We start from the raw sequence: 22,136 nt of genomic DNA, 5'->3' as shown, positions 1-22,136 counted from the left end.
TACTATTAAGTATTAATGATAGTTCTTAATTGAATATAAAATGTGTGGGTATAAAACCGCAGCGAATGGCTTTATACCCCGTGCTGGCGTAGCCAGTTTTGCAGCTTCTGCCAGCCATCTCTCGCTGCACTGGTGCGATAGCTTGGGCGATAATCAGCATAAAAAGCGTGCGGTGCGCCGGGGTAAACAATTACCCGTGATGGAGATTCCACTGCCGCAAGCGCGGCTTGAAAACGGGTGACATCATCCAGTGGAATGCCGCTATCGTCGCTGGCGTATAAGCCCAGCACAGGTGCCTGCAGCTGAGCACTCGCATCAATAGGATGGCTAGGCTGTAGATGATTGCGCTCGCCTTGCAGGCGGCCATACCATGCCACAGCCGCCTTGATCTTGCTTTGGTGCGCGGCGTACAGCCAGGTAATCCGGCCACCCCAGCAAAACCCGGTGATCGCCACCCGCTCAGGATCGCCGCCATGCTGCACCACCCAGTCCAGCGCGGCATCCAGATCGGCCAATACCTGAGTGTCCGGTACTTGGGCCACAATCGGGCGGATTTCATCAATGCTGTGTAGCTGGCTCACATCACCTTGGCGCGAAAATAATTCAGGCGCAATGCTCAGATAGCCCAGCTTGGCCAGGCGGCGCGCCACATCGCGAATATGCTCATGCACGCCAAAAATCTCGTGCACCAGCAAAACCACCGGAAATGGCCCGGTGCCTTCCGGTTGTGCGACATAGGCGGTAATGTGCGTGTCATCCCTCAAAAAACGGATGTCGCGTGTGACTAGGCCCTGCTCATCAGTGTGGATGCGGGTGCTTTCAACGGTAGCTACTGCTGGGGTGAAGGCTGTGCTCATCATTGGTTCTTGGTCGGCGGTGTGTTAGTCAGCCAGCTTTTCGGTCAGTTGAATCAAGGCATTGAGCTGTGTTTTCAGTGCCGCTTTCTGTTTCTCGTCGATTAATTCGCCATTTGGCGCAAAAGCCTGTGATGCGGTGGGCACCGCCACATGCTGAGGCAGCACAATGGCATTAAGCGAAGTTAATATTTCCCGGGTGTGGCGAATGGCGCGCTGGCCCGCCAGGCTGCCGGGCGAAGTAGCGAGTAAGAGCGCGGTTTTGCCCGCATACGGCTCGATGTCTTTAACGCTGTCGTCTTTGCGCGAAACCCAGTCGAGCACATTTTTCAGCAGCGGCGTGATCGAGCCATTGTATTCCGGGTTGGCAATCACCAAGCCGTGATGGCGGGCGAAGATCTGGCGCAGCGTGCGGGCGTTTTCCGGCAGGCCCGCCGCCTCAATATCACCATCGTAAATAGGCAGCGGATAATCAGCCAGATCAAGTAGGGTATATGCCTGCCCGCTTTGATCAAGCTGATCTACAGCCGCATGCGCCAGGTGGGTATGATATGAATTGCGTCGTGTTGAGCCAGAAAATACCAAGTAAGCCATACAATGTCCTTGCGGTAGTGAATCAGTAGCCTGCGTGTTTATTAACCAGATTGATCAGTGGCAAGCCGCTTTGAAAGCGTTGCAGATTATCGAGCGCCACGGCGAGTGCGCGTTGCTGATAATGCGGGCTAGCGCCGGCAGTATGCGCGGTGAGCAGAACATTGCTGAGCTGGCGCAAAGGATGCTCCAGTGGCAATGGTTCTGGCTCGGTCACATCGAGCCCGGCACCGGCCAGATGGCCGCCTTGCAAAGCGGTATACAGTGCCAGATGATCAACCGAAGCGCCGCGCCCCAGGTTGTAGAAATAAGCACCCGGTTTGAATTGCGCAAAGCGCTGGGCATCAAAAAAGCCCTGCGTGGCAGCGGTGAGTGGCAGCAGTGAAATAACATGATCGGCCCGGCTTAGCGCGGCAGCGAGCTGATCAACGCCGACAATTTCATCCACGCTAGCGGGTAGTGGGGCAGCAGGATCGGGTTCGGATTGCTTGACGCCGATCACCTTGAGCCCGAATGCTGCCGCGCGCGGCGCAATATCGCGGGCAATCCGCCCGAAACCAATAATCAGTAGCGTCTGCCCCGATAGCTCGAATTGATTAAGCGTTGGATGATGCAGTGCTTGCTGCTGGCCGCGCAGCAGCGTGCCAAAGCCACGGGCGAAACTCAGGATTAAGCCCAGCGCGTGCTCAGCAATTTGCGTACCGTGAATACCACTGGCATTGGTCACGATTAAATTGCTCTTAATCAGCGAAGGGCTCAGCCAGCGATCAACCCCCGCGCCAAACGACTGCAGCCATTTCAATTTGGGTGCCACCGCCAGCAGCGTGTCACCATCGGGCGACTCCAGCCCCGGCCAGAATGCATCGGCATCGGCCAGATCATCCCAGTGTTGGCTTAAGCGATGGATCGAAAGCTGCGGCGCGTGGCGCTGGATTGACTCAATCGCAGCATCATTCAGATGCTGGCCCACAACGAGCTTGTGTAATTTTGGCAATGCTGCACCCATATCCTGTGGCCTCCATGGCAATTAGCCATGAGCATTGAGCAAATTACATGCCAGCCAGAAATGGCGATCAGGGGCATCAAAATTGGTTTATTCGGGTACGAGTGTCGATAAATCAGCAGTGCAGCCAGCAACTTGCTGCCTTGGCGAGCATCTAGCGCCAGCTACGCCACCCCAGCCACAATCCAAGCCCGGCAAACAGCAGGAATACCCAGCCCGATAAGGCTGCAGCCATGATGCCCGACAGCAGGGTGCCTACCGTGCAGCCGAGCGCCAGCATGCCTCCCCAGCCCATGAGCACCCCACCGACAAATAATCGGGGTAGCTCGCGCCAGGCGGGTAGGGCTGGTTTGAATTGGCCTGCAGGCAGTGCGGCGGCCCATGCGCCAACGATCAGGGCTGCGATAAATACCCCATTGCGTGATAGCAGCGTCTCTTTAATGACGGTGGCGCAGCCGCGAAAACTATCCAGCCCCTCCAGTCGCTCTGGAAACCATGATAATTGGCTGCCCAATGTGCGGGCCACGCTGCCGATTTCTGCGGTGACGCCCAAGGGGCTGAGCCGCAGAAAGGAGATCGTACCCAGCATGGCGATCAAAATCCCGCCGATATAGGTCGGCCAGCGCCGGGCGAAGAGCAGGCTGGGCAAATTGCTGCTGGCTGCGGCGCTCTGTTCGTCGCGTCGGCCAAAGTGCAGTAATACCGCCGCCAGCACTGCCAGCGCCAGTAGCTGGATGAGTAATGATCCGCCGTAGCCGAAATGCGCGGGTAGCCAAACGACCGGCGCGGATTGAATCTGCCACAGATAAAGCGGATTCCAACTTAGAAAGCCAAGCACAAAACCGGGTACAACGCCGGCGAGCACGACAAGCCCCGCGAAGTGGCCTTCACCCAAGCGATAGAGTACGGCGCTGACGCAAGATTTGGCCAGTGCCATGCCAAAGCCAAACATCAGCGCGCCAGCCAGCAATACCCAGCTGACAGGGCCAATATGGGCGCCAGGTGGCAATCGTCCCGGTGTGGCTTCGGGTAAAAAAGCGCCGAAAATGGCGTGATAGCCCAGCGTGCCCACCGCCAGCGCCAGCAAAATGCCAAGCAGACCATCCACCTTGCGCTCACTCAGAAAATCGCGGCTGACGCAGTAAAAGCAAAAGCGGCTACGCTGCAAAATTGCGCCAAAAATCAGACCAAATAGCAGCGATAGCGATAAGCCCGGATCGAGCTCGGGCTGTTGGCTTATATACCATGCACTGAACAAGGCTCCCAGCAGGGCTAGGGGCTGAGAGTAGGTATTGCCAGGGTTTGGCTTGCCACAGGGGCGCGATGGATGGGGGGAGGGGACTTGGCATGGTATAGCCCGAAGAGATATGCGATGTTTGATGTGTAGCCCAATACCCCTGTAAAGCTTTGAGGTATTGGGCCTTGGTGACTCGGAATTACTTGCCGCCCCAGACGGTGCCGGCCAGGTTGGTGATGGGTACGCCCACGCTGTTGCCGTATTCGGTCCATGAGCCATCGTAGTTACGCACGTCATAGCCCAGTAGTTTTTTCAGCGCAAACCAGGTGTGACTAGAGCGCTCGCCAATCCGGCAATAGGTGATCACCGGTTTTTTGCCGTCAACACCCGCTTCGGCGTACAGCTTGCGCAGCTCTTCCACCGGCTTGAAGGTGCCATCTGCGGCGACTGCTTTACTCCATGGTACATTCACCGCGCCGGGGACATGACCAGCCCGTACGGATAATTCATCCACGCCGGCGGGTGCAAAGATTTTCCCGCTGTATTCATCCGGTGAGCGAATATCCACCAGCACGCCATTGCTGCGCTTTTCGGCCACTGCCAGTACATCAGGTAGTCGTGCCCGCAGCGCGGTGTTGGCTTTCGCCAGCTTGATATTGCCCAGCGCAGGGCTGCTGGCCAGTGGGGTCAATGGGCGGTTTTCGGCTTCCCATTTTTTGCGGCCACCATCGAGCAGCTTGACGTTTTTGACGTTGTAAACATCAAAAATCCATGCGCCCCAGGCGGCAAACCAGTTATTGGTGTCGCCATACAGCACGATGGTGCTGTCATTGTTGACCCCCGCTTTGCGCAGCGTTTGCTCAAAGCGCTCACGCGACACCATGTCCCGTTTGACGGTATCCACCAGCTCGGTGTGCCAAGGTAAATTCACCGCGCCCGGGATATGGCCACGCTCAAACAGGCCGGGATTGACGCTGACCTCAATCAGGCGAACTTTCGGATTGTTCAGATTTTTTTCAAGCCAGTCGGTATTGACCAGAAAATCACTGGCCATGGCAGGCAGTGAGATGATCAGGACGGCGCTGGCCAGTTGCAGCTGGCGAAATAGTCGGTTTAGTAACATGGTCAACTCCTGGAAATGAAGTTTAGACTCTATTGGAATATCAAATATCTACAAAATAATATTTTGGAATATTTTTAGAAGTGAAAATGGCGTGCTAGCCAACGCAGCGAGTTAATCATCATCAGTACTGTTGCTAGCTACGACTACAGCGCCCAGTTCTAGCAGGAGATTCCACCTAGGCCAAAGGCAAAGTTGGGTAAGTCCTACACAGAGTCTGTCGCTGCCACAGTTGCAATGATTGGGGTATGTTCCTAAAAGTAAGGCTAAACAATGCGCTCAGCCTTATACCCTGTAGTGTATTTAACTCAGCAATTTGGCCAGCTCGTCCAGTAATGCCGGATCATCGGCGGCGATATTGGGCGCAAAGCGGGCTACGATCTGGTTGTGTTCATCAAGCAGGAATTTCTCAAAATTCCACAGAATGTCAGTCAGGTGTTCAGGTGTGATGCCGCGTTCGGCCAGACGGCTGCGGAAGCTTTCGCCACCGATGCGCTCAGGATGTGCGCGGGTCAGTGTTTGATAGAGGGGGTGAATATCGGCACCGGTGACCGATATTTTGCTAAACAAAGGAAAGCTCACGCCGTATTCGCTGCTGCAAAACGCAGCGATTTCCTCATCTGTTCCTGGCTCCTGTTGTTTGAAGTTATTGGCCGGAAAGCCCAGCACCAGCAAACCAGCCGCCTGGTGCTGCCGGTAAAGCGCTTCCAGCCCGGTATATTGCGGTGTCAGCCCGCAGCGCGAAGCCACATTCACAATCAGTTTGGCCTTGGCTGGAAAGCTCGCCAGCGTGGTGGTTTGGGCGGTAATCGTCTGCAGTGCAATTTGCTCGAGCGGTGTTGTCATCGTTGATTCCTGTTGGCGTGTTTGGCGCGCAAATGCGCCCATCGTTCAAGCAAAGGGCGTACCAGCAGCGCAACTGTTCTAAAAGTAGGCGTCTATTGCGCACTTTGTTGCGTTTTCAACCTGAGCCACTAATGGGCTTACGGGGTAAAAACGGTTTTTCTGCTGGATTACCTACAGATTGCAGGCTGATTCCGGTGGCATTTTGCTGCAAAAGCAGCACTCGTGGCTTGCTGTGGCGCTGCGCATGTTTTGGCATGCTTTGTGCAGAAGTCAGCTTGTCGCAATTTTGGCGACGTATGTTGAGCACATAGGGGATCACTGGATGAAAAACACTAAACAAAAATTAGCCATCGCCTTGCTGGCTACCGCACTGTTACCCGCCTTGGCCTGGGCCGACCCGGCTAAAGTCATTCGCATTGGCGTGGCTCAGGTCGGCACGGGCAGCTGCCCGGTGGTGGGCGGATCGGCTTTGTCCAACGCCCATATCCGTGGCCTGATCGAGAATGAATTTAAAAAAGACGGTATCAAGGTCGAATGGAATTTCTTTAAAGGCGCTGGCCCGGCAGTGAATGAGGCTTTTGCCAACAAGCTGCTTGATTTTGCCTCGCAAGGCGATATGCCCGCGATTGTGGGCAAAGCGGGCGGGCTGAAAACCCGCTTGATTCTGGCGACCAGCCGCTATGGCACGATTTATTTTGGCGTGCCCAGCGATTCACCGGCCAGCAAGCTTGAAGACTTGAAAGGCAAAAAAGTCGCTTTGTTCAAAGGCACCAATACCCAGTTGCTGGTGAATAAAATTCTGGATCAGAAAGGGCTGACCGAGCGCGATTTCAAGCTGATCAATATGGATACCGCCACGACACAGGCTGCCATTGCAACGAAAGACGTCGATGGCGCGTGGTTTGGTTCGGACGTGTTTCAGCTGGTTGATCGTGGCTTGGTCAAAATCATCTACACCAATAAAAATCAGCCCGCCGTATTGACTCGCCAGGGGCATATTCTGGTGACCGAGGAGTTTGAAAAAGCCAATCCGGCCTTAACGCAACGGCTGGTCAATGTGGTGGTCAAAACCGCCGCCGAGATTTCCGAGCCCAAAAACCGGGATAAAACCTTGCAGGAGTGGGCCAAATCCGGGACTTCCTACGCGGCGTACAAGCGCGATCTGGATGGCTCGGATTTGAAAGTCCGCTCCAGCCCCTTGCTCGATGATTTTTTTGTCGCGCAATATCGTGATGCCATTCAGGATTCATTGAAATTCAAGTTTATCCGCAAGGGTTTTGAGGTGAACGACTGGTTTGAACCCAAATACCAGCAGCAAGCCATTAAGGAGCTCAAGCTGGAAGGTTATTGGACTGAGCTCGATAGCAAGGGCAATCCAAAAAATCGCTAATCGGCTCGGCCAGCTTGTCCGGCTGGCCGGTGTCTAGACTGGATTCTGACTTATGTTATGGCTAGAGCTTGGCTGCGTGGCCTTTCTGGCGGGGGTGGTAGATGCAGTCATTGGCGGCGGCGGGCTATTGCAACTGCCCGCGCTATTTACGCTGATGCCGGGCACCGCACCTGCCGTTTTGCTGGGTACCAGCAAACTGTCTTCCATCTTTGGTACCGCTGGCGCGGCAGTGCAATACAGCCGCGCATTACGTCCACCTTGGCGCATGATCTGGCCCGCGATTTTATTAGCCTTTATCGCCTCCCTGGTCGGTGCTTTGCTTATTGCGCAGATTCCAGCCGAGCCTGTGCGCAAGATATTGCCTTTTGTGTTTCTGGCCCTGCTGATTTATTGCTGGCGCACTAGCGATGGCCGTCAAGAGCGCCAAAGCACCGAAGTGTATGCGCGCACCGCCCGGCAACGCGCTGGCGTGGGCGCTGCGGTGATTGGTTTTTATGATGGTTTGATCGGGGCGGGGACGGGGGCTTTTTTAAAACTGCTGTATGTGCGTGGCTTGGGCATGAGTTTTCTGCAGGCCGCAGCGCCTGCCAAACTGACTAATCTGGCGTCCAATCTGGCTGCGGTGCTGGTGTTTGCCTGTGCCGGCTCGCTTTCCTGGTCTCTGGGCTTGTGGATGGCGCTGGCCAATTTGCTTGGCGGCGTGTGCGGCAGCCAGCTGGCTCTGCGTTTTGGCAATGCCTTTGTGCGACGTGCTTTTTTGCTGTTGGTCAGTGTGCTGACTTTGAAAAGCTTCTGGGATGTTTATGTTTAAGCCCGAAGCGGGGCTGAGAGTAGTGTATTTTTATATAACTATTTACGATATTAAATTATTTTATAATTCTTTGTGGGAATATGTGTGGCTGGGTATAGTTGCGGCATACCATTTTTACAGAGATATGCAGCATGTCCAAAGTTGTACTGCTGGCGGGGAGCCCCAGCGCTCAATCCAAATCCAGCGCTTTGCTGGAGCGCGTAAGCCGCTCGTTGAAAGCGCATGGTGTCGCGTTGGAGCTATTTACGCTGGAAGATTTTCCGGCCGAAGATCTGATCAATGCCCGCTGGGATAGCCCTGCCGTGAAGGAGTTTGTGCAGATAGTGGCTGCCAGTGATGGTCTGGTGGTTTCCACGCCGGTTTATAAAGCGGCTTATAGCGGCGCATTAAAAACCGTACTGGATTTACTGCCCGAACGTGCGCTGGAAAATAAAGCCGTGCTGGCGCTGGCTTCGGCCGGCAGTGCCGGGCATTTGCTGGCGGTCGATTATGCACTGCAGCCGGTTTTGACTGCTTTGAAAGCGCGCCACATCGTCGGTGCTGTGTTTGCCACTGATAAAGATTTCACCCGCAACGAAGATCTGAGCTACCAGATTGCCGAGCCGATTCTGGCCCGGCTTGAGGCAGCAGTCTCGCAACTGGTGGCGCATTTACCTAATCCAGAACAAGCCCGCATTCCCGCAGGCGAGTTGGCTAAATCAGTCCAGGCGGCGCGGATCAGTATTTAAACAATACCGACTGCCACCCGGTATCACGCGAATAACTACATTTTTTACGACCTGAGAATCTTCGCTCATCCGACTGAAGATTGCTTATTGACCCCCAAGGAGAAACACCATGAGCATTAAATCTATCAATGTACGCAACCAATTCCGCGGCACGATTCGTGAAATTATCGAAGGCCCGGTGCTCTCGGAAGTAGATGTGACTACGCCATCCGGCATTGTGACTTCGGTGATCACGACGCGCTCAGTCAAAGAGCTGGATCTCAAACCAGGCCGCGAAGTGATCGCCTTTGTGAAATCGACCGAAGTATCGATTGCCACTTTGTAATGGTTTGAGCCCGGCTTATACGGTTTGACCTGCGGCTGGGCTCAGTTTTTGCGAGGTATTGCAATCAGCAGATCACTGATCTGGCTGTGACAGTTTAATCGGGTATTTGCTTGTAGAAAGCTATTTGATTGGCTTTGAAGGCTATACCTTATGGTTTTTCTCAGCAAGCGCCGACATGGCCTTATGTTTTGTCAATTTCGTTCTGGAGTCCCCCATGTCTGATCGCCCATCCCCCATTCTGACTTACCCCGAGCAGGAAAAAAGCCCGCTCAGTATTCGGGCCAAAGCCTTGGTCTTTGCCGATCCGCAATCGCGTGCCTTGCTGGCTGATGTGGAGCGCATTGCGCCTTCACTGGCGCCGGTCTTGATTCACGGTGAAACCGGCACGGGTAAAGAGCTGGTTGCGCGGCACGTGCACACCATTAGCGGCCGTAAGGGGCCGTTTGTGGCCGTCAATTGCGGTGCGATCAGCGAAACGCTGGCCGAGTCGGAATTGTTTGGGCATGAAGCAGGGGCGTACACCGGTGCGGTGGGCAGCAAGGCGGGGTGGTTTGAGGCGGCCAATGGCGGCACTTTATTTCTGGATGAGATTGGTGATCTGCCACTGGCCCTGCAGGTGAAATTGCTACGCGTTTTGCAAGAGCGCGAAGTCGTCCGCGTCGGTGCGCGCAAAGCCACGGCGATTGATGTGCGGCTGGTGGCGGCGACCAACGTCGATTTAGCGCAAGCGGTGCAGGCGGGGCATTTTAGGCAGGATTTGTATTACCGCCTGAATGTCGTGAGCTTTGTGTTGCCACCGTTGCGCCAGCGCATTGGCGATATTGAACCGCTGGCCGATTATTTTCTGGAAATCTATGCGCAAAAGCTGGGCTTGGCAGCGCCTAGTCTGACTGCGGATAGCCTGGCTGCGCTGCAAGGGTATAGCTGGCCGGGCAATATTCGCGAGCTGGAAAACATCATTCACTATGCCTTGCTGGTATCCAGTGGGCGGGAAATTCATCCTGAACATCTGAAACTATCGGCGCATAACCTGAGTACGCCAGACGCCACCAGCACCCGGGCACCGCTGGCCGAAATTGGCCATCAGCTCAAGCTTTTGCTGGGCAAGGATCAGCCGGATTTATTCAATACGCTGGAAGCTTTGCTGATCACCACGGCTTACGAGCAAACCCGTTTTAATCAGGTGAGAACCGCTGAATTATTGGGTTTAACGCGCAATATGGTCCGCACCTTGCTCAAAAGGCATGGTTTATTGCAAGAGAGCGATAGTTTGGCTGTTCATCCATAGCAGATTCATTCAACATAAAAACGAGAGTTAGACCACCATGGAATACCGTAAATTAGGGCAAAGTGATCTGGATGTCAGTGTGATTGGTCTGGGGACCATGACCTGGGGTGAGCAAAACAGCGAAGCCGATGCCCACGCCCAAATTGATTATGCCTTGGCGCAAGGCGTCAACTTCCTCGATGCCGCCGAGATGTATCCCGTGCCGCCCCGCCCGGAAACGCAAGGGCGCACCGAGCAATATATCGGTCGCTGGTTTAAAAAGACCGGCCGCCGTCAGGAAGTGATTCTGGCGACCAAGGCTGCTGGCCCGGTGCGGCAGGCACATCAGCCCAATCATATCCGCAATGGCAAGACGCATTTTGACTGTGCCAGCTTGACCGCGGCACTGGATGCCAGCCTGCAGCGCTTGCAAACCGATTACATCGATGTGTATCAATTGCACTGGCCTGATCGCAGCACCAATACCTTTGGTCGTCTGGCGTATCCGTGGATTGACGACGAATACACGGTTGGCATTGAAGAAACTTTATCGATTCTGGCCAAGTTCGTGCAAGCCGGAAAAGTGCGGCATATCGGCGTGTCGAACGAAACTCCGTGGGGCGTCGCGCAGTTTCTGGCGGCGAGCAAAACACAGCAACTGCCACGGATTGCCAGTATTCAAAACCCGTATAGCTTGCTAAACCGCACATTTGAAATTGGCCTGGCCGAATTTAGCCACCGCGAGCAAGTGGGCTTGCTGGCCTATTCACCGCTGGCCTTTGGTGTGTTGAGTGGCAAATATCAGGGCGGCGCACGGCCAGCCGGTTCACGCCTGGCGCTGTATGAGCGCTTTAGCCGCTACACCAATCCGCAAGCCGAGCAGGCGACGGCTGAATATGCGGCGATTGCGCGTGAACATGGCATAACTCCGACCCAACTGGCCTTGGCGTATGTCAATAGCCGCCCATTTGTCACCAGCAATCTGATTGGGGCTACTACCTTGGCCCAATTGGAAGAAAATATTGGTACGATCAAGATCAGTTTAAGCGATGAAATCATCGCCAAAATTGATCAGGTACAAGCCCGCATCAGCAACCCAGCGCCATAAGCGTCTGAAGCCGTTGCCTAGCCCCTTGACCGCATCCGGCAAGGGGCTGTTTTTTTGATCTTTTCGCAGGCCTTCTGATGAAAACCGATTCATTGTTTCACCATCGACCGTTTCTGGCGTACTGGCTATCACGAATTTTTACTGCCGCGGGGTTTCAGATTCTGGCCGTGGCAACAGCCTGGCAGATGTACAGCATCACCGGCAGCGCGCTGGATCTGGGGCTGGTTGGGCTGCTTGAGTTTGCGCCCAGAGTGCTGTTTTTATTGCAGATCGGCATGGTGGCCGATCGTTATGATCGCCGCCTGATTACAGCAGCGACCAAGGCTGCGCAGGCCGCGATTGGTCTGGTCTTATGCGGGTTAACTATTCAGCAGGGCATGACGCGGGAAGTGCTGTTTGCGCTGGCTTTCCTGCTGGGGACTGCGCGGGCATTTGAAATGCCCTCGATGCAGGCCTTGTTACCCAATATCGTGCCAGCCGCATTACTGCCCAGCGCCATTGCCGCGGCGGCGTCCGCAATGCAGGCCGCCACGATTGTGGCACCTGCCTTGGGTGGCTTTTTATTTGCGGTGGGGCCCGCCGAAACCTATGCCTTGAGCGGCTTGATGATGCTGATTGCGTGCATCTTGATGTTTGTTTTGCCCAAGCCGCCGCCCAACGAGCAGCTCACGAGCAAAGGGCTAGACCATTTGCTGGCCGGGTTTCGCTATATTCGTGATCACAAAGATATTCTGGGCGCGATCTCTCTGGATTTATTTGCCGTTCTGCTTGGTGGTGCGACGGCGCTGTTGCCGATTTTTGCTTCTGAGATTTTAAAAACTGGCCCCTGGGGCTTGGGTTTATTGCGCTCTGCACCTGCGGTAGGGGCCATCGTCGTCTCGGTATTGCTGGCCTATTTTCCTTTGCAACGCCAGGTGGGGAAGAAAATGTTTCTGGCGGTGTTCCTGTTTGGCGTGGCGACGATTATTTTCGGGCTTTCCAGCTCAATCTGGGTCTCGCTATTGGCGCTGGTGCTGCTGGGGGCGGCCGATATGGTCAGCATGGTGGTGCGCGGCGCTCTGGTTCAGCTGGAAACGCCAGATCATATGCGCGGCCGGGTGAGTGCGGTCAATGGCCTGTTTATTGGTGCTTCCAATCAATTGGGCGAATTTGAATCGGGCGTTACCGCACATTGGTTTGGCGCGCAGGCCGCTGTGGTCTTGGGCGGAGTCGGCACCTTGCTGATTGCCGGACTATGGATCAAGTGGTTTCCGGGCTTGTGGCATCGCGATGGCATGAGCCGCAAAACCGATTAAATTCAAAGCCATTTATTCATGGCAATGGTGAATAAATGGCTTTGGCAAGTAAGGTATATCGAGGTTTAATTTGCTGATCGCATTCCTCGCTTATTGGAAAATAAACCCCTGCCGCTGCAACGCTGCGCTAAGTTGATCACGGCCATTAAGTGATTCAGGCCCACGCAGGCGATTGCTGGCTTGTTCGCTCCAGTCTTGCGCTGGCAGGCCTTGGCTACGCTGGAACTCCCGCAAGATTTCATCATATTTAGCAATCGCCTCAGCTTCACCTTCGGTGCTGTATTGCTCGCGGTGTAATACCGTGCGCTGGGGTAGGCGAGGCTTAATTGCCGCCGGACGTTGGGTATCGGGGTGTCCCACCACGAGGCCAAACGCGGGAAAAACATGCGCTGGCAAACCCAATTCATTCGCAACGGCTTCAGGCTTATTGCGCAGCGCGCCAATATAAACCGTGCCCAAGCCAAGTGATTCAGCGGCAACCAGCGCATTCTGTGCCGCCAAGGCAGCATCAATAAACCCCATGACCAGCGTATCCAGATAATCAATACCGGCAATCGGGGTTTGTTTGTGCTCGGCGATGCGTTTTAGCCGCGATAGATCAACGGTGAATAGCAGCAATAGGGGCGCTTCGTGGATGTGGGCCTGATTGCCCGCCAACTGCGCCAGGCGTGCCTTGCGCTCGTGATCCTCTATCGCCACCACGCTCCAGACTTGCAGATTGGACGAGCTGGGTGCCGATTGCGCGGCTGACACCAGCAATTCCAGTGTCCCTTCAGCCAATGGTGCAGCCGTGAAGGCGCGAACGGTGCGGTGGCTAAGCAGGGTTTCGATGGCCGGGCTAATGGCGGGCAGGGTGGCAAACGCAGCTTGCCCATAGCGTTGACCAATTAGCGTTTCCGGTTTGATTTCATTGATTTTGCCCATAATGGCTCCTTGGGTATATGCCTGTAGGTATTGATTGGATTGATCTTGAAGGCAATACATGGCTATGTATTGCTATTTGATACAAAAAAAGCCGGCGAACCGGCTGTCAGACTGATGGCAAACCCCACTCGCGCAGCGAGGCTCCCCTCCAGGAGGGGACGGGAGGGGTGGGAATAGAACATCAAGGCTGCACATTCACAGCCTTATTTCCTAGGCTCGGCTTTGCTGAGACTTGAAAAATGTTGTTCTTCCACTTTGTTCGCAGCCTAACAGCCGGCGAACCGGCTGTCTTCATATTCGCTTAGGCCACTTTGCCGATGTAATCGGCCAACGAGTAGCGATTGGCCGGGATGGGTAAACCCAGATTACCGCGCAGCGTACTGGCTTCGTATTCGGTACGGAACAGCCCGCGTTTTTGCAAAATCGGCACGACCAGATCAGCAAAATCAACCAGGCCACTTGGGTAAGTGGGAGCCAGTAGATTAAAGCCATCGGCCCCGCCATTGACGAACCAATCTTCCAGCTGATCGGCAATGCTCTCTGGCGTGCCGTGAATCACCCGGTGACCACGCGCACCTGCCACCCACTCATACAAACCACGGATCGTCAGATTTTCGCGCGCCGCTAAATCCAGCAGCAGGCGCTGGCGGCTCTTGTTGTTATTGGTTTCCGGCAAATCTTGTGGCACCGGGCCATCGAGGTCGTAATCACGCAAACCTTCCAAACCACCCAGGCTAGCGAGCAGGCTCAGGCCGATTTTCGGGTCGATCAGCTCGCGCAATTGCTCTTTTTTCGCCAAAGCTTCTGCTTCGGTGCGGCCAATCACCGGATAAACACCGGGCAGAATTTTGATGTGATCCGGGTTGCGACCCAGTTTTTCGGCACGGCCTTTCACATCCCGGTAAAAGGCTTGTGCATCATCCAGCGTTTGCCACGCGGCGAAAATGGCTTCAGCCGTTTTGGCTGCCAAATCACGCCCTGGCTCGGACGAGCCCGCTTGCACCAGCACCGGATGGCCTTGCGGTGAGCGTGGCACATTCAGCGGGCCTTTCACTTTAAAGTATTTGCCAACATGGTTGAGGATATGCTGCTTGTCCGGGTCGTAATACACGCCGGAGGCTTTATCGTAAACATGCGAGCCTTCTTCCCAGCTATCCCACAGGCCGGTAACGACTTCAACAAATTCCTCCGCCCGGCGATAACGCTCGGCGTGATCGGGGTGCGCATCAAGGCCAAAGTTATACGCCGCTTCGGCATTACCCGAAGTCACTACGTTCCACGCCGCACGGCCACCGCTGATCAAATCCAGCGACGCGAATTTGCGCGCAATATGCCAAGGCTCGTTGTACGTGGTCGAGGCGGTGGCGACAAAACCGATGTTCTTGGTCACCGCAGAGAGCGCCGAATACAGCGTAATCGGCTCAAAACCGGTGCTTAATTCGCGACGGCTGCGCAAGTCGGCATCCCCGCTGCCACCCCAAATGCCATCGCTATCAGCGGTAAAAATGGTATCGAATTTGGCTGCTTCGGCAATTTTGGCCAGTTTCTTAAAGTGCTCAAAATCGGTTGAGCCTGCCGCATGCGTATCCGGATGCCGCCACGCTGCCGCATGATGGCCTGATGGCGACAAAAATACCCCAAGTTTGATTTGACGACCTGTAGACATGACTTACCCCTTTGCGATGAAATGAGCTGCTCGCATGGCAGCTTACAATTCAGTAATTAGCAAAGCTTGTGCCAAATCCATCACACTAGGGACTGGTTTTATATATGGTGATATAAAACAATGAGTTGTGTTTTTTTGCTGGGGATGGGTGTATTTAATTAATGCCAAGTTACTGTTGAAATCTCAGCAACTTGCTGGCAACCCTGTTTGGGTTTGAGCCACTTCATAAGCCAATGTGCGTCCTGCTGCCAATCTGGTCGAGTTCATTAGGGTCTAAGAAGCTATGTTCAGACATTGCCTTGCCAAGTCGAAGGCGCCAGAGGTTCAGTTGCAGTTGTTAGCTTTAATATGAAACGCTGGTATTCGTCCTCCATCTGCTCTTTTAGTGCCGGGACCTCTTGTCCGCAGTAAGTGGTGATTGCGCGAGGTCCAGCAGTCTGTACCCGTTCTAGCTGTTCTGCCAATGTCAATTTGACAGCTGCTTCTCCAGCCCAGACTGGGGCAACCAACGCGACAATCGACAGATGAAATACCAATTGGGTTCGCATAAGAAACATAACTCTCTAATGTTGTAAATAATCTGTTATTGGAATGCTGCAGGCATGTGTTAGTCCCAAGTTCCAATCTTGGATGACCAAGTTAAGCGAAAGGTTAGGATTTCGAGTCCATATTGCTGCTTGGCCTTTCTAGGCCAAGCGGCGGTGGGATTGGCTGGTACATGAGGGCTTGGGTGTTGGTCACGGTGGGGGCTGGCTCAGTTTGTGTTTTTCAAATGCATTTCCAGCAATCTGATCTGTTCGCCAATCACCTGTACTTTGTCCCAGATGTCATGATCCAGGCGGATTTTGTGCTGCATGGCGCTGATCACCGGGATCAGGCTGTTTTCATAGGCGTGAGCTAGGCCCTGCAGGACGGAAACGATTTCTGGCTGGGGTTCTACCACAATCTGTGGCTGCATTTTGCTTAAGGTGTCATTGATCTGGCCCAGCCCTTGGCCGAGTGCTTTGTTTTGTTCGTGCTGCCATTGTTTGAGCTTGAGCTGCAAATCAGTTTGGATTTCCTGTTGCTGCAATTTGGCCTGCAGTTCGGTTTGTACTTTCAGATGATTCAGCTCCTGCGATTGCAATAAGGCCTCGCTGTTTTGCCGATTGGCCAATTGCTGGCTAATTTCGCTCAGTCCGCTGCTAATTCGCTCGTCGCTACCGAGTCGTGCGCTGATTTCGCTCAGCGCGGTGACGATATGCGAGACCTGTTGCGCAAGCTTAGTTGCGCCATCGGCATCGCTGCCGCCCATGCGTTTGTGGTGCAGGAAATCACGTTTAATCTGCTCCCAGCGCTCCAGCTCTTCTGGCGTCAATGCGTTTTGCATCGCTTTGAGTTTGAGCAGGTTTTCTTCCGCGCCATGCGTCAGCGTTTGCGCCTCACCCAAATAGTGATCGCGGATTAAATTGGCTAATTCGGTCTCATTGAGCAAGGCCGAGATTTTTACTGCCAGCTTGCTCATATTGCGATAACTGCCTTGCAGTTTGAATGGCGGCTCGACGCGATAAGCGTCGGCCTGCGCGGCCGATGCAATATAGGCGGCGTTTACTTTCATTAGTACATCGCGGGCCGCAAACAGTTTTTGCAGCACGGCGACAATCTCGCCAGCTTCCGCGCTGCTGTAGCCGTGTTTGAAATCGGTCAGTTGGATCTGTTCACCGGCTGCCCAGCGCAAAAAGAGCTGTAAATCAGCCGGGTCACGGTTGGCCAGTGGGGCCAGTACCGGGTTGGCCGTCAGGCTATTTTCGATGTACGACAAGGCAAATAAATGCTCTTTGCCGGATAGCACATCGCCCAGATTATAAATATCGGCCCGGTTGGCCAGCATGTCGGGGATGCGGAATGTATCGCCCGATTCGGTGTAGGGATTACCGGCCATTACCACGCAAAAACGCTTGCCGCGCAAATCATAGCTGCGTGGCTGGCCACGCCAGATGCCTTCGATGCGGCGTGTGCCATCGCACAAGGCGATAAAACGCTGCAAAAACTCCGGATTGGTATGCTGAATATCGTCCAGATACAGCATGACATTATTGCCCATGGCCAGACCCAGATTCAGTTTCTCCAGCTCCTGACGTGCGGCGCTATTGCCTGCCTGCGCCGGATCAAGCGTCGTCACATCATGGCCCAGTGCTGGACAATTGACGCGGACAAAGATCAGTCCCAGCCGGTTGGCTACATATTCCATCAGGGTGGTTTTGCCGTAGCCCGGCGGAGAAATCAGCAATAGCAAACCCATCAGATCGCTGCGCCGCGCATCACCAGCCGTGCCGATCTGCTTGGCCAGATTGTCGCCAATCAGCGGCAGATAGACCTGATCGATCAACTGATTACGCACAAACCCAGCCAAGGGTTTGGCCTGATATTGTTCCAGCCGGATGCTCTTGCGCATTTCATCGATCAATTGCTGGCGGATGGCCTGCAGTTGGCGGAATGCTGGCTCGACGATCAAATCATGTTGCTGTAAGCGCAGGCTGAATTCATTCAGGTCCAGCGTCATTCGGCCCTCCTGAATTCGCGTGTGCGTGCCCAGCAAGCCGCTTAAATGCTGTGCCAGCGCCACATTCAGCCGCTGACGCGGCATCTCGCACAAGAGCATGGCGGCCGCTTCGGGCACGCAGGCCAGCGATAATGTCTGAGGCTGCGCCTCGTCTGCTGGCGTGTGCAGCGCAAAGGCTTCGCACCATGCCTGCGCCAAGGCCCAGCGATCACGCAGTTGGCCGTGTTGCAAGCCTTCGCGCAAAGTAGATAAGGCATTGCGCCGCTCCAGCTGGAGCAGCAGCTGCTCGTGCAGATGGCTGGCATCGGCGCTGGCGCACCATGTGCTATGTCCGCTGGTCAGTTCGGCCAGCAGATAATCGAGCAAGGCTTGTTGTACATTCGGCTCGACAAGTAGCTGTTCCTGCGCCAGAAATTCGCCCAGTTTGCCGCGCAAGGCTGCGTGCAAATCCTGCAGGGCACGGGTCTGGCCGAATTCTTGGGCGATTTTTCTGGCATTTTCAGCACGGCTTAGCCACTGCGCGCGCGCCTCTTCAACAATGCCAAACTGCCAGAATAATGCGGCCAGCGCACGTGGCAAGGGCGCATGGCGCAGCAGCCCGGCTTGCAGATCCATCGGCAGCAAGGCGGCCAGAATTTGGACCGCATCGACATCATGGACGCCTTTCTGATAAGCGTCCTGATAGCGCACGGATGCAAACTCGCGCACCACCGGCAATAGCCCGGCTTCTGACAGGCGCGCTTCTTCCAGGTTGGCGGCGGAAAGCTCACCGGCATGCATGGCCATCAGCATCCGCCAGGCCAGATATTCAGCGCGATAAACATCGCCACTTTCCGACGGCAAGGTCAGCGGCCAGTACTGGCGCAAGGGAGTCAGGCGCTCATCGTGTACCGGGTCGTAAAAATCGGTGCCGGTCAGGTGGATGCACAAAGCATCGTCACGCATCAGCAAGGTGAGGTCAACAGCTTGTGTGGTGACGCTAAAGGTATGTCGACCCAGACGTATGCCGTCAGAGCCGAATAAATCCGAGCGGTCCCGCTGCATACCCACTGCATTATCCCGCAAGGATTTGAGCTTGGCCTCAACGGTGTCCGCCTCGACGGTGGCGTTGAGCTGGCGCAGCTCGTCAATCAGGCCGCGCAGCTTGACCACCATGGCGTCGGCAGCAAAATAGCTGTGTACGGCCTCAGGGCTTTCAAAGCGCTGCAAGCGTTTTTCAATTCCGCTGATAATCCGTGCAGCAGCCGCATTCAGCGATTGCGCCCGCTGTTGCCGTGCGGCGAGCAGCGTTTGCTTTTTGGCTGAAAAAGCTTCAAACACGGCCTCGCGCTTGGCCAGGATATCGTCCAGAAAAGTCGTTTGCTCGCCAAAGCGGCTCTCCAGCCCTTCGAGCTGGGTGAGCAATTGGGTTAGCGAATCTTCGCATTGCTCCGGCGTCGTGAGCAGATCGAGCGTATTGGCGACCGATTGGCCAAATAATTTGAATTGGGCGCCAAATTCGGCGCTGGCTTCACGCACGGCTAGCTGATCGCGTTGCTGGCGAACGCTGGCGCGCACCTGATTAAGCCGGGCGTACACTTCGCCCACGTCATCCAGAATGCGTGTTCTGACTGTTGGATCGCCACTTTCCAACCCAGCCAGCAATTCGGTCAGCAGATCAAGCCCGCTGGCGGTTTCATCCAGCGCTTTGAGCTGTGGGGCCAGCGCAATCACGGTGCTGATGTCGGGCAGGCTGGCCGCTATTTTGTCCAGCTCTTGGTGATACAGCGCCAGTGATTTGGGGTCGGCCAGAAAGCGCACGGTTTCATCTGACAAACGCTGCTGTTGCTGGGCCAGCCCGGCGTCGAGCTGATCGAGCGCCGTGGTATCGATATAGCGCTGTTCGCGCAGTGCCAGCAATTCGCCGCGCAGCAGGCGCAATTGCGCCAGCGTTTCCACAAACTGCTGCGGCGTGCGCCAGATGGTGGCGGCGATGCTGGTCAGGCATTGCTTTTGCTTGGCGCTGGCGTCTTCCAGTGCCTTGCTGGCGCTATGGCGGATGCTCTGGACTTTATCAAATTCGTCCAGCGTTAAACGCGCGGTGGCCACAATCGCTTTGAGCTCCTGCGCCAGATCGCCCGCCTCAGGCGCGTCCAGCCAGAAATAACCGTCCATCAAATGCGTTACGCTGCGAATCAGCGCTTCGTAATGCACTCGGGTCGCTTTCAGCTCGGCCGTTCCTCGGGCAATGGCAAACACTTCGGCAATGCCGCGTACCAGCTCGGCGTTGCCAATCCGGCCAAAAAATCCGGCCGGTGGTGTTGCCGCAGCGTGGTCTTCACTGCAAAAAGGCGTATTCCACAGCTGCATGGGGTGCAGCCGAGTGGCTTCTTCGCTTTCGCTGGTAAACAGCAAGACCCGCCCGTCGTCAAAGCGCGCATAGCCATTGCTCAGCAAGGGGCTGGAAAGCGTTTTGTCGATCAGATTGTAGGCCAGCAGCGCCAGACGGCCGGCGATCGGCTCGTAAAACACATACAGCACATCCTCGCCATTGGGCGATCTGATCATGCGTTTGAATTTCATCCCGGCGACGTTTTCGCTAAACGTCTTGTACTCGCCGCTTTGCAAATAGCAGCCGCCGGGGAAAATAATCCCGTGATCTTCCGGCAATTGCACGCAAGATTCGCCGATCCCGTCAATCCTGAGCACCTGCTGCGTGCGCGAATTAAACACCAGATAGCGATAAACCGTTTCGCGATACGGCAGGATTTTCAGCAGGATCAGGCTGCCCAGCTGCGCGTAGCTGACCTCGGCATCGGTCAGTGACTGATTGGCATCGTCTACCGGCTCGCTGTAGATGCCGCGCCCGGTATCGGTATTGTTTTCCACCTTGACGGTTAAATCGCCGCCAATTGTTTCCACAAACAACGTATCCAGAATATTGACATGCGGGTGCTTGCCATTGATGTGTTCGGCGCGGGTGGTGGCGACCCATTCAAAATCGTGCGCTGGCGGCAGGACGATATCGCGCTCGCCACGGTTATCAATGTATTGCACGCTACCGTCACGATTCATTTGCCAGCGGAACACGCGCACGTCGGTGGGGCGCAAGCCGATCTGGAATGCCGCCAGCAGCTTATCCCCGGTGACGCGCAGCTGGCGCAGGCTGGCATTTTTGTAATAGGCGTACAGCTCGCGAAAATCGGCGACAAAACGCACTTCGTCCAGAAACGATCCTGTGACCGCTACAGGCTGCAAATCCAGAGTGTCACCTTCACCGCTCAGGCGATACAGGCTGAACACATCGTCAATCCGTGTTTCCTTGCGCAGCCCCAGATGGACGTTGTAAGCAAATAGCAGCAAATCCCCGACGCGAACCAGATCGCGCGCCTGGCAGGCATTTTCGGTGCGCGCGCGCGTTCTGCCCAGCAGGCGCAATTCGGCGCGACCAAACGCCGCCAGACGCGACTCATTGAGCACACCGGCTTTGGCCAGCAAAGTCTGCCCCTGGCTGGCCAAACGCTGGCACAGCAATTCATAGCCGCCATTGTTGCTCATATCCTGGTCGGCGCTGATGTTTTGGTCTGTCGATGTGCTCATATCTCGGGCTTGCTCTCAAGGCTCTGCATAGTGGGAATACCCGCTGCGCGGGGTGGGGCGGCTTAATTGGCGGGCGCAGCGTAAGGATCGGGTGCGCTTAAATACGCCAGAATGTGTCTGCGCTGCGGATGCTGCGCCAGCCATTCACGCACAGCTGCGGCTTGTGCGTAGTCGGCAGCGCCAAAACGTTGCTGGTACATCTGCGCCAATCTTTCCCGCGTTTCGGCGGCGCGAATATCGCGCTGGCCACGATCACTTAAAATCGCCGTGAGCGACGTCAGCAAGCCCTGTTCGTTCAGGCTGCGCCACTCGGGCGCGTCAAACCAGACCTGATGGCAGGGAGCGCAACGGTCAACCCGGAAGGCCTGCTGGCTGGCAATGCGATACTTCTGCAGCAGATTCTGACATTGCGGGCAGCGCAGCGCCTGCGGTGTTGCTTCTGTTACCGGTTCAAGCGGTTCAGGCTCTACTTCGCTCGCCAGCACTTGAGTGCTGGCTGCGTCATTGAGCTGGGAAGGCGTCAGTGCTGACTGGCGCGCCGCAATCCAGCGCTGGTAGACGCGCAGATCAAGCCACACGCCAGCACAGGCGGTACAGACTGCGCTTAATAAACCTTTGGCCACTTCCTGCGTTTGCATCTGGCTCTTGCATGTTAGGCATTGCATGGGTATTGCTCCCTGGATCTTTTTGAATAAGCGCTACAGCGATATACCGTGCTGAGTATCATGATTGCTACGAGAGCCCTCGGTTTGCATGGATGCTGACTTGCCGGTGGAGCTTGTCAATATCTTGTTCATCCGGTCAATGGGTATATGGCTGCAGGATATTTAATAAAAAGCCTGCAGCCATA

General features: G+C 55.2%; 17 protein-coding genes. 7 read left to right on the top strand and 10 right to left on the bottom strand.

What is annotated here, in order from left to right:
- Positions 1-71: 71 nt before the first annotated feature.
- From ABHF33_RS00945 to ABHF33_RS00920, 6 genes are all read right to left on the bottom strand, one after another.
- Positions 72-857 (bottom strand): dienelactone hydrolase family protein, encoded by a 786-nt coding sequence (locus ABHF33_RS00945; protein WP_348945209.1) that lies wholly within the window; start codon positions 855-857, stop codon positions 72-74.
- A 24-nt stretch (positions 858-881) separates the two neighbouring features.
- Complete coding sequence (locus tag ABHF33_RS00940) at positions 882-1,448, bottom strand: NADPH-dependent FMN reductase (RefSeq protein ID WP_348945208.1); 567 nt, start codon at positions 1,446-1,448, stop codon at positions 882-884.
- A gap of 22 nt (positions 1,449-1,470) precedes the next feature.
- Positions 1,471-2,451 carry a D-2-hydroxyacid dehydrogenase gene (locus ABHF33_RS00935; protein ID WP_348945207.1) on the bottom strand — a complete coding sequence of 327 codons (981 nt, stop codon included), beginning with the start codon at positions 2,449-2,451 and terminating at the stop codon, positions 1,471-1,473.
- A 151-nt stretch (positions 2,452-2,602) separates the two neighbouring features.
- Entirely contained in the window at positions 2,603-3,706 is a 1,104-nt protein-coding gene (locus ABHF33_RS00930) for a YeeE/YedE family protein (protein WP_348945206.1), read from the bottom strand.
- A 178-nt stretch (positions 3,707-3,884) separates the two neighbouring features.
- Positions 3,885-4,808 (bottom strand): sulfurtransferase, encoded by a 924-nt coding sequence (locus tag ABHF33_RS00925; protein ID WP_348945205.1) that lies wholly within the window; start codon positions 4,806-4,808, stop codon positions 3,885-3,887.
- A gap of 300 nt (positions 4,809-5,108) precedes the next feature.
- Positions 5,109-5,651, bottom strand: a complete 543-nt coding sequence (locus tag ABHF33_RS00920; protein ID WP_348945204.1) for a glutathione peroxidase — start codon at positions 5,649-5,651, stop codon at positions 5,109-5,111.
- Between the two features lie 322 nt (positions 5,652-5,973).
- On the opposite strand from ABHF33_RS00920, the gene ABHF33_RS00915 reads away from it, so the two are divergent.
- From ABHF33_RS00915 to ABHF33_RS00885, 7 genes are all read left to right on the top strand, one after another.
- Positions 5,974-7,041: an ABC transporter substrate-binding protein gene (locus ABHF33_RS00915; protein WP_348945203.1), complete on the top strand. Its 1,068-nt coding sequence runs from the start codon at positions 5,974-5,976 to the stop codon at positions 7,039-7,041.
- A 52-nt stretch (positions 7,042-7,093) separates the two neighbouring features.
- Entirely contained in the window at positions 7,094-7,852 is a 759-nt protein-coding gene (locus ABHF33_RS00910) for a sulfite exporter TauE/SafE family protein (RefSeq protein ID WP_348945202.1), read from the top strand.
- A gap of 131 nt (positions 7,853-7,983) precedes the next feature.
- A complete protein-coding gene (gene ssuE, locus ABHF33_RS00905) occupies positions 7,984-8,580 on the top strand; it encodes an NADPH-dependent FMN reductase (protein WP_348945201.1) in 597 nt (198 codons plus the stop codon).
- 109 nt (positions 8,581-8,689) lie between these two features.
- Positions 8,690-8,905: a TOBE domain-containing protein gene (locus tag ABHF33_RS00900; RefSeq protein ID WP_180307078.1), complete on the top strand. Its 216-nt coding sequence runs from the start codon at positions 8,690-8,692 to the stop codon at positions 8,903-8,905.
- Between the two features lie 214 nt (positions 8,906-9,119).
- A complete protein-coding gene (locus tag ABHF33_RS00895; RefSeq protein WP_348945200.1) occupies positions 9,120-10,193 on the top strand; it encodes a sigma-54 interaction domain-containing protein in 1,074 nt (357 codons plus the stop codon).
- A 37-nt stretch (positions 10,194-10,230) separates the two neighbouring features.
- Complete coding sequence (locus tag ABHF33_RS00890) at positions 10,231-11,280, top strand: NADP(H)-dependent aldo-keto reductase (RefSeq protein WP_348945199.1); 1,050 nt, start codon at positions 10,231-10,233, stop codon at positions 11,278-11,280.
- A 77-nt stretch (positions 11,281-11,357) separates the two neighbouring features.
- Entirely contained in the window at positions 11,358-12,575 is a 1,218-nt protein-coding gene (locus tag ABHF33_RS00885) for an MFS transporter (RefSeq protein WP_348945198.1), read from the top strand.
- 90 nt (positions 12,576-12,665) lie between these two features.
- On the opposite strand, the gene ABHF33_RS00880 is transcribed toward ABHF33_RS00885, so the two are convergent.
- The 4 genes from ABHF33_RS00880 to ABHF33_RS00865 all read right to left on the bottom strand — a co-directional run bounded on the left by ABHF33_RS00880 (position 12,666) and on the right by ABHF33_RS00865 (position 21,951).
- Positions 12,666-13,499 (bottom strand): NADPH-dependent oxidoreductase, encoded by an 834-nt coding sequence (locus ABHF33_RS00880; RefSeq protein ID WP_348945197.1) that lies wholly within the window; start codon positions 13,497-13,499, stop codon positions 12,666-12,668.
- Between the two features lie 301 nt (positions 13,500-13,800).
- Positions 13,801-15,165 carry an LLM class flavin-dependent oxidoreductase gene (locus ABHF33_RS00875; RefSeq protein ID WP_348945196.1) on the bottom strand — a complete coding sequence of 455 codons (1,365 nt, stop codon included), beginning with the start codon at positions 15,163-15,165 and terminating at the stop codon, positions 13,801-13,803.
- A 754-nt stretch (positions 15,166-15,919) separates the two neighbouring features.
- Positions 15,920-21,286, bottom strand: a complete 5,367-nt coding sequence (locus ABHF33_RS00870; RefSeq protein ID WP_348945194.1) for a DNA repair ATPase — start codon at positions 21,284-21,286, stop codon at positions 15,920-15,922.
- Between the two features lie 62 nt (positions 21,287-21,348).
- On the bottom strand, positions 21,349-21,951 hold the full coding sequence (locus ABHF33_RS00865) for a zf-TFIIB domain-containing protein (protein ID WP_348945193.1): 603 nt from the start codon (positions 21,949-21,951) through the stop codon (positions 21,349-21,351).
- Positions 21,952-22,136 lie beyond the last annotated feature (185 nt).

Source organism: Chitinibacter sp. FCG-7 (assembly GCF_040047665.1).
In the GTDB taxonomy this organism is placed as follows: domain Bacteria; phylum Pseudomonadota; class Gammaproteobacteria; order Burkholderiales; family Chitinibacteraceae; genus Chitinibacter; species Chitinibacter mangrovi.
Note: the sequence above shows the minus strand (reverse complement) of the source record. Positions and strands in the feature narration are given on the sequence as shown.

Coding starts and splice junctions, on each gene's coding strand:
- ABHF33_RS00935 (WP_348945207.1), bottom strand. CDS start 2,451: ATGGGTGCAGCATTGCCAAAATTACACAAGCTCGTTGTGGGCCAGCAT.
- ABHF33_RS00915 (WP_348945203.1), top strand. CDS start 5,974: ATGAAAAACACTAAACAAAAATTAGCCATCGCCTTGCTGGCTACCGCA.
- ABHF33_RS00920 (WP_348945204.1), bottom strand. CDS start 5,651: ATGACAACACCGCTCGAGCAAATTGCACTGCAGACGATTACCGCCCAA.
- ABHF33_RS00865 (WP_348945193.1), bottom strand. CDS start 21,951: ATGCAATGCCTAACATGCAAGAGCCAGATGCAAACGCAGGAAGTGGCC.
- ABHF33_RS00885 (WP_348945198.1), top strand. CDS start 11,358: ATGAAAACCGATTCATTGTTTCACCATCGACCGTTTCTGGCGTACTGG.
- ABHF33_RS00880 (WP_348945197.1), bottom strand. CDS start 13,499: ATGGGCAAAATCAATGAAATCAAACCGGAAACGCTAATTGGTCAACGC.
- ABHF33_RS00895 (WP_348945200.1), top strand. CDS start 9,120: ATGTCTGATCGCCCATCCCCCATTCTGACTTACCCCGAGCAGGAAAAA.
- ABHF33_RS00890 (WP_348945199.1), top strand. CDS start 10,231: ATGGAATACCGTAAATTAGGGCAAAGTGATCTGGATGTCAGTGTGATT.
- ABHF33_RS00900 (WP_180307078.1), top strand. CDS start 8,690: ATGAGCATTAAATCTATCAATGTACGCAACCAATTCCGCGGCACGATT.
- ABHF33_RS00945 (WP_348945209.1), bottom strand. CDS start 857: ATGAGCACAGCCTTCACCCCAGCAGTAGCTACCGTTGAAAGCACCCGC.
- ABHF33_RS00925 (WP_348945205.1), bottom strand. CDS start 4,808: ATGTTACTAAACCGACTATTTCGCCAGCTGCAACTGGCCAGCGCCGTC.
- ABHF33_RS00940 (WP_348945208.1), bottom strand. CDS start 1,448: ATGGCTTACTTGGTATTTTCTGGCTCAACACGACGCAATTCATATCAT.
- ABHF33_RS00870 (WP_348945194.1), bottom strand. CDS start 21,286: ATGAGCACATCGACAGACCAAAACATCAGCGCCGACCAGGATATGAGC.
- ssuE (WP_348945201.1), top strand. CDS start 7,984: ATGTCCAAAGTTGTACTGCTGGCGGGGAGCCCCAGCGCTCAATCCAAA.
- ABHF33_RS00910 (WP_348945202.1), top strand. CDS start 7,094: ATGTTATGGCTAGAGCTTGGCTGCGTGGCCTTTCTGGCGGGGGTGGTA.
- ABHF33_RS00875 (WP_348945196.1), bottom strand. CDS start 15,165: ATGTCTACAGGTCGTCAAATCAAACTTGGGGTATTTTTGTCGCCATCA.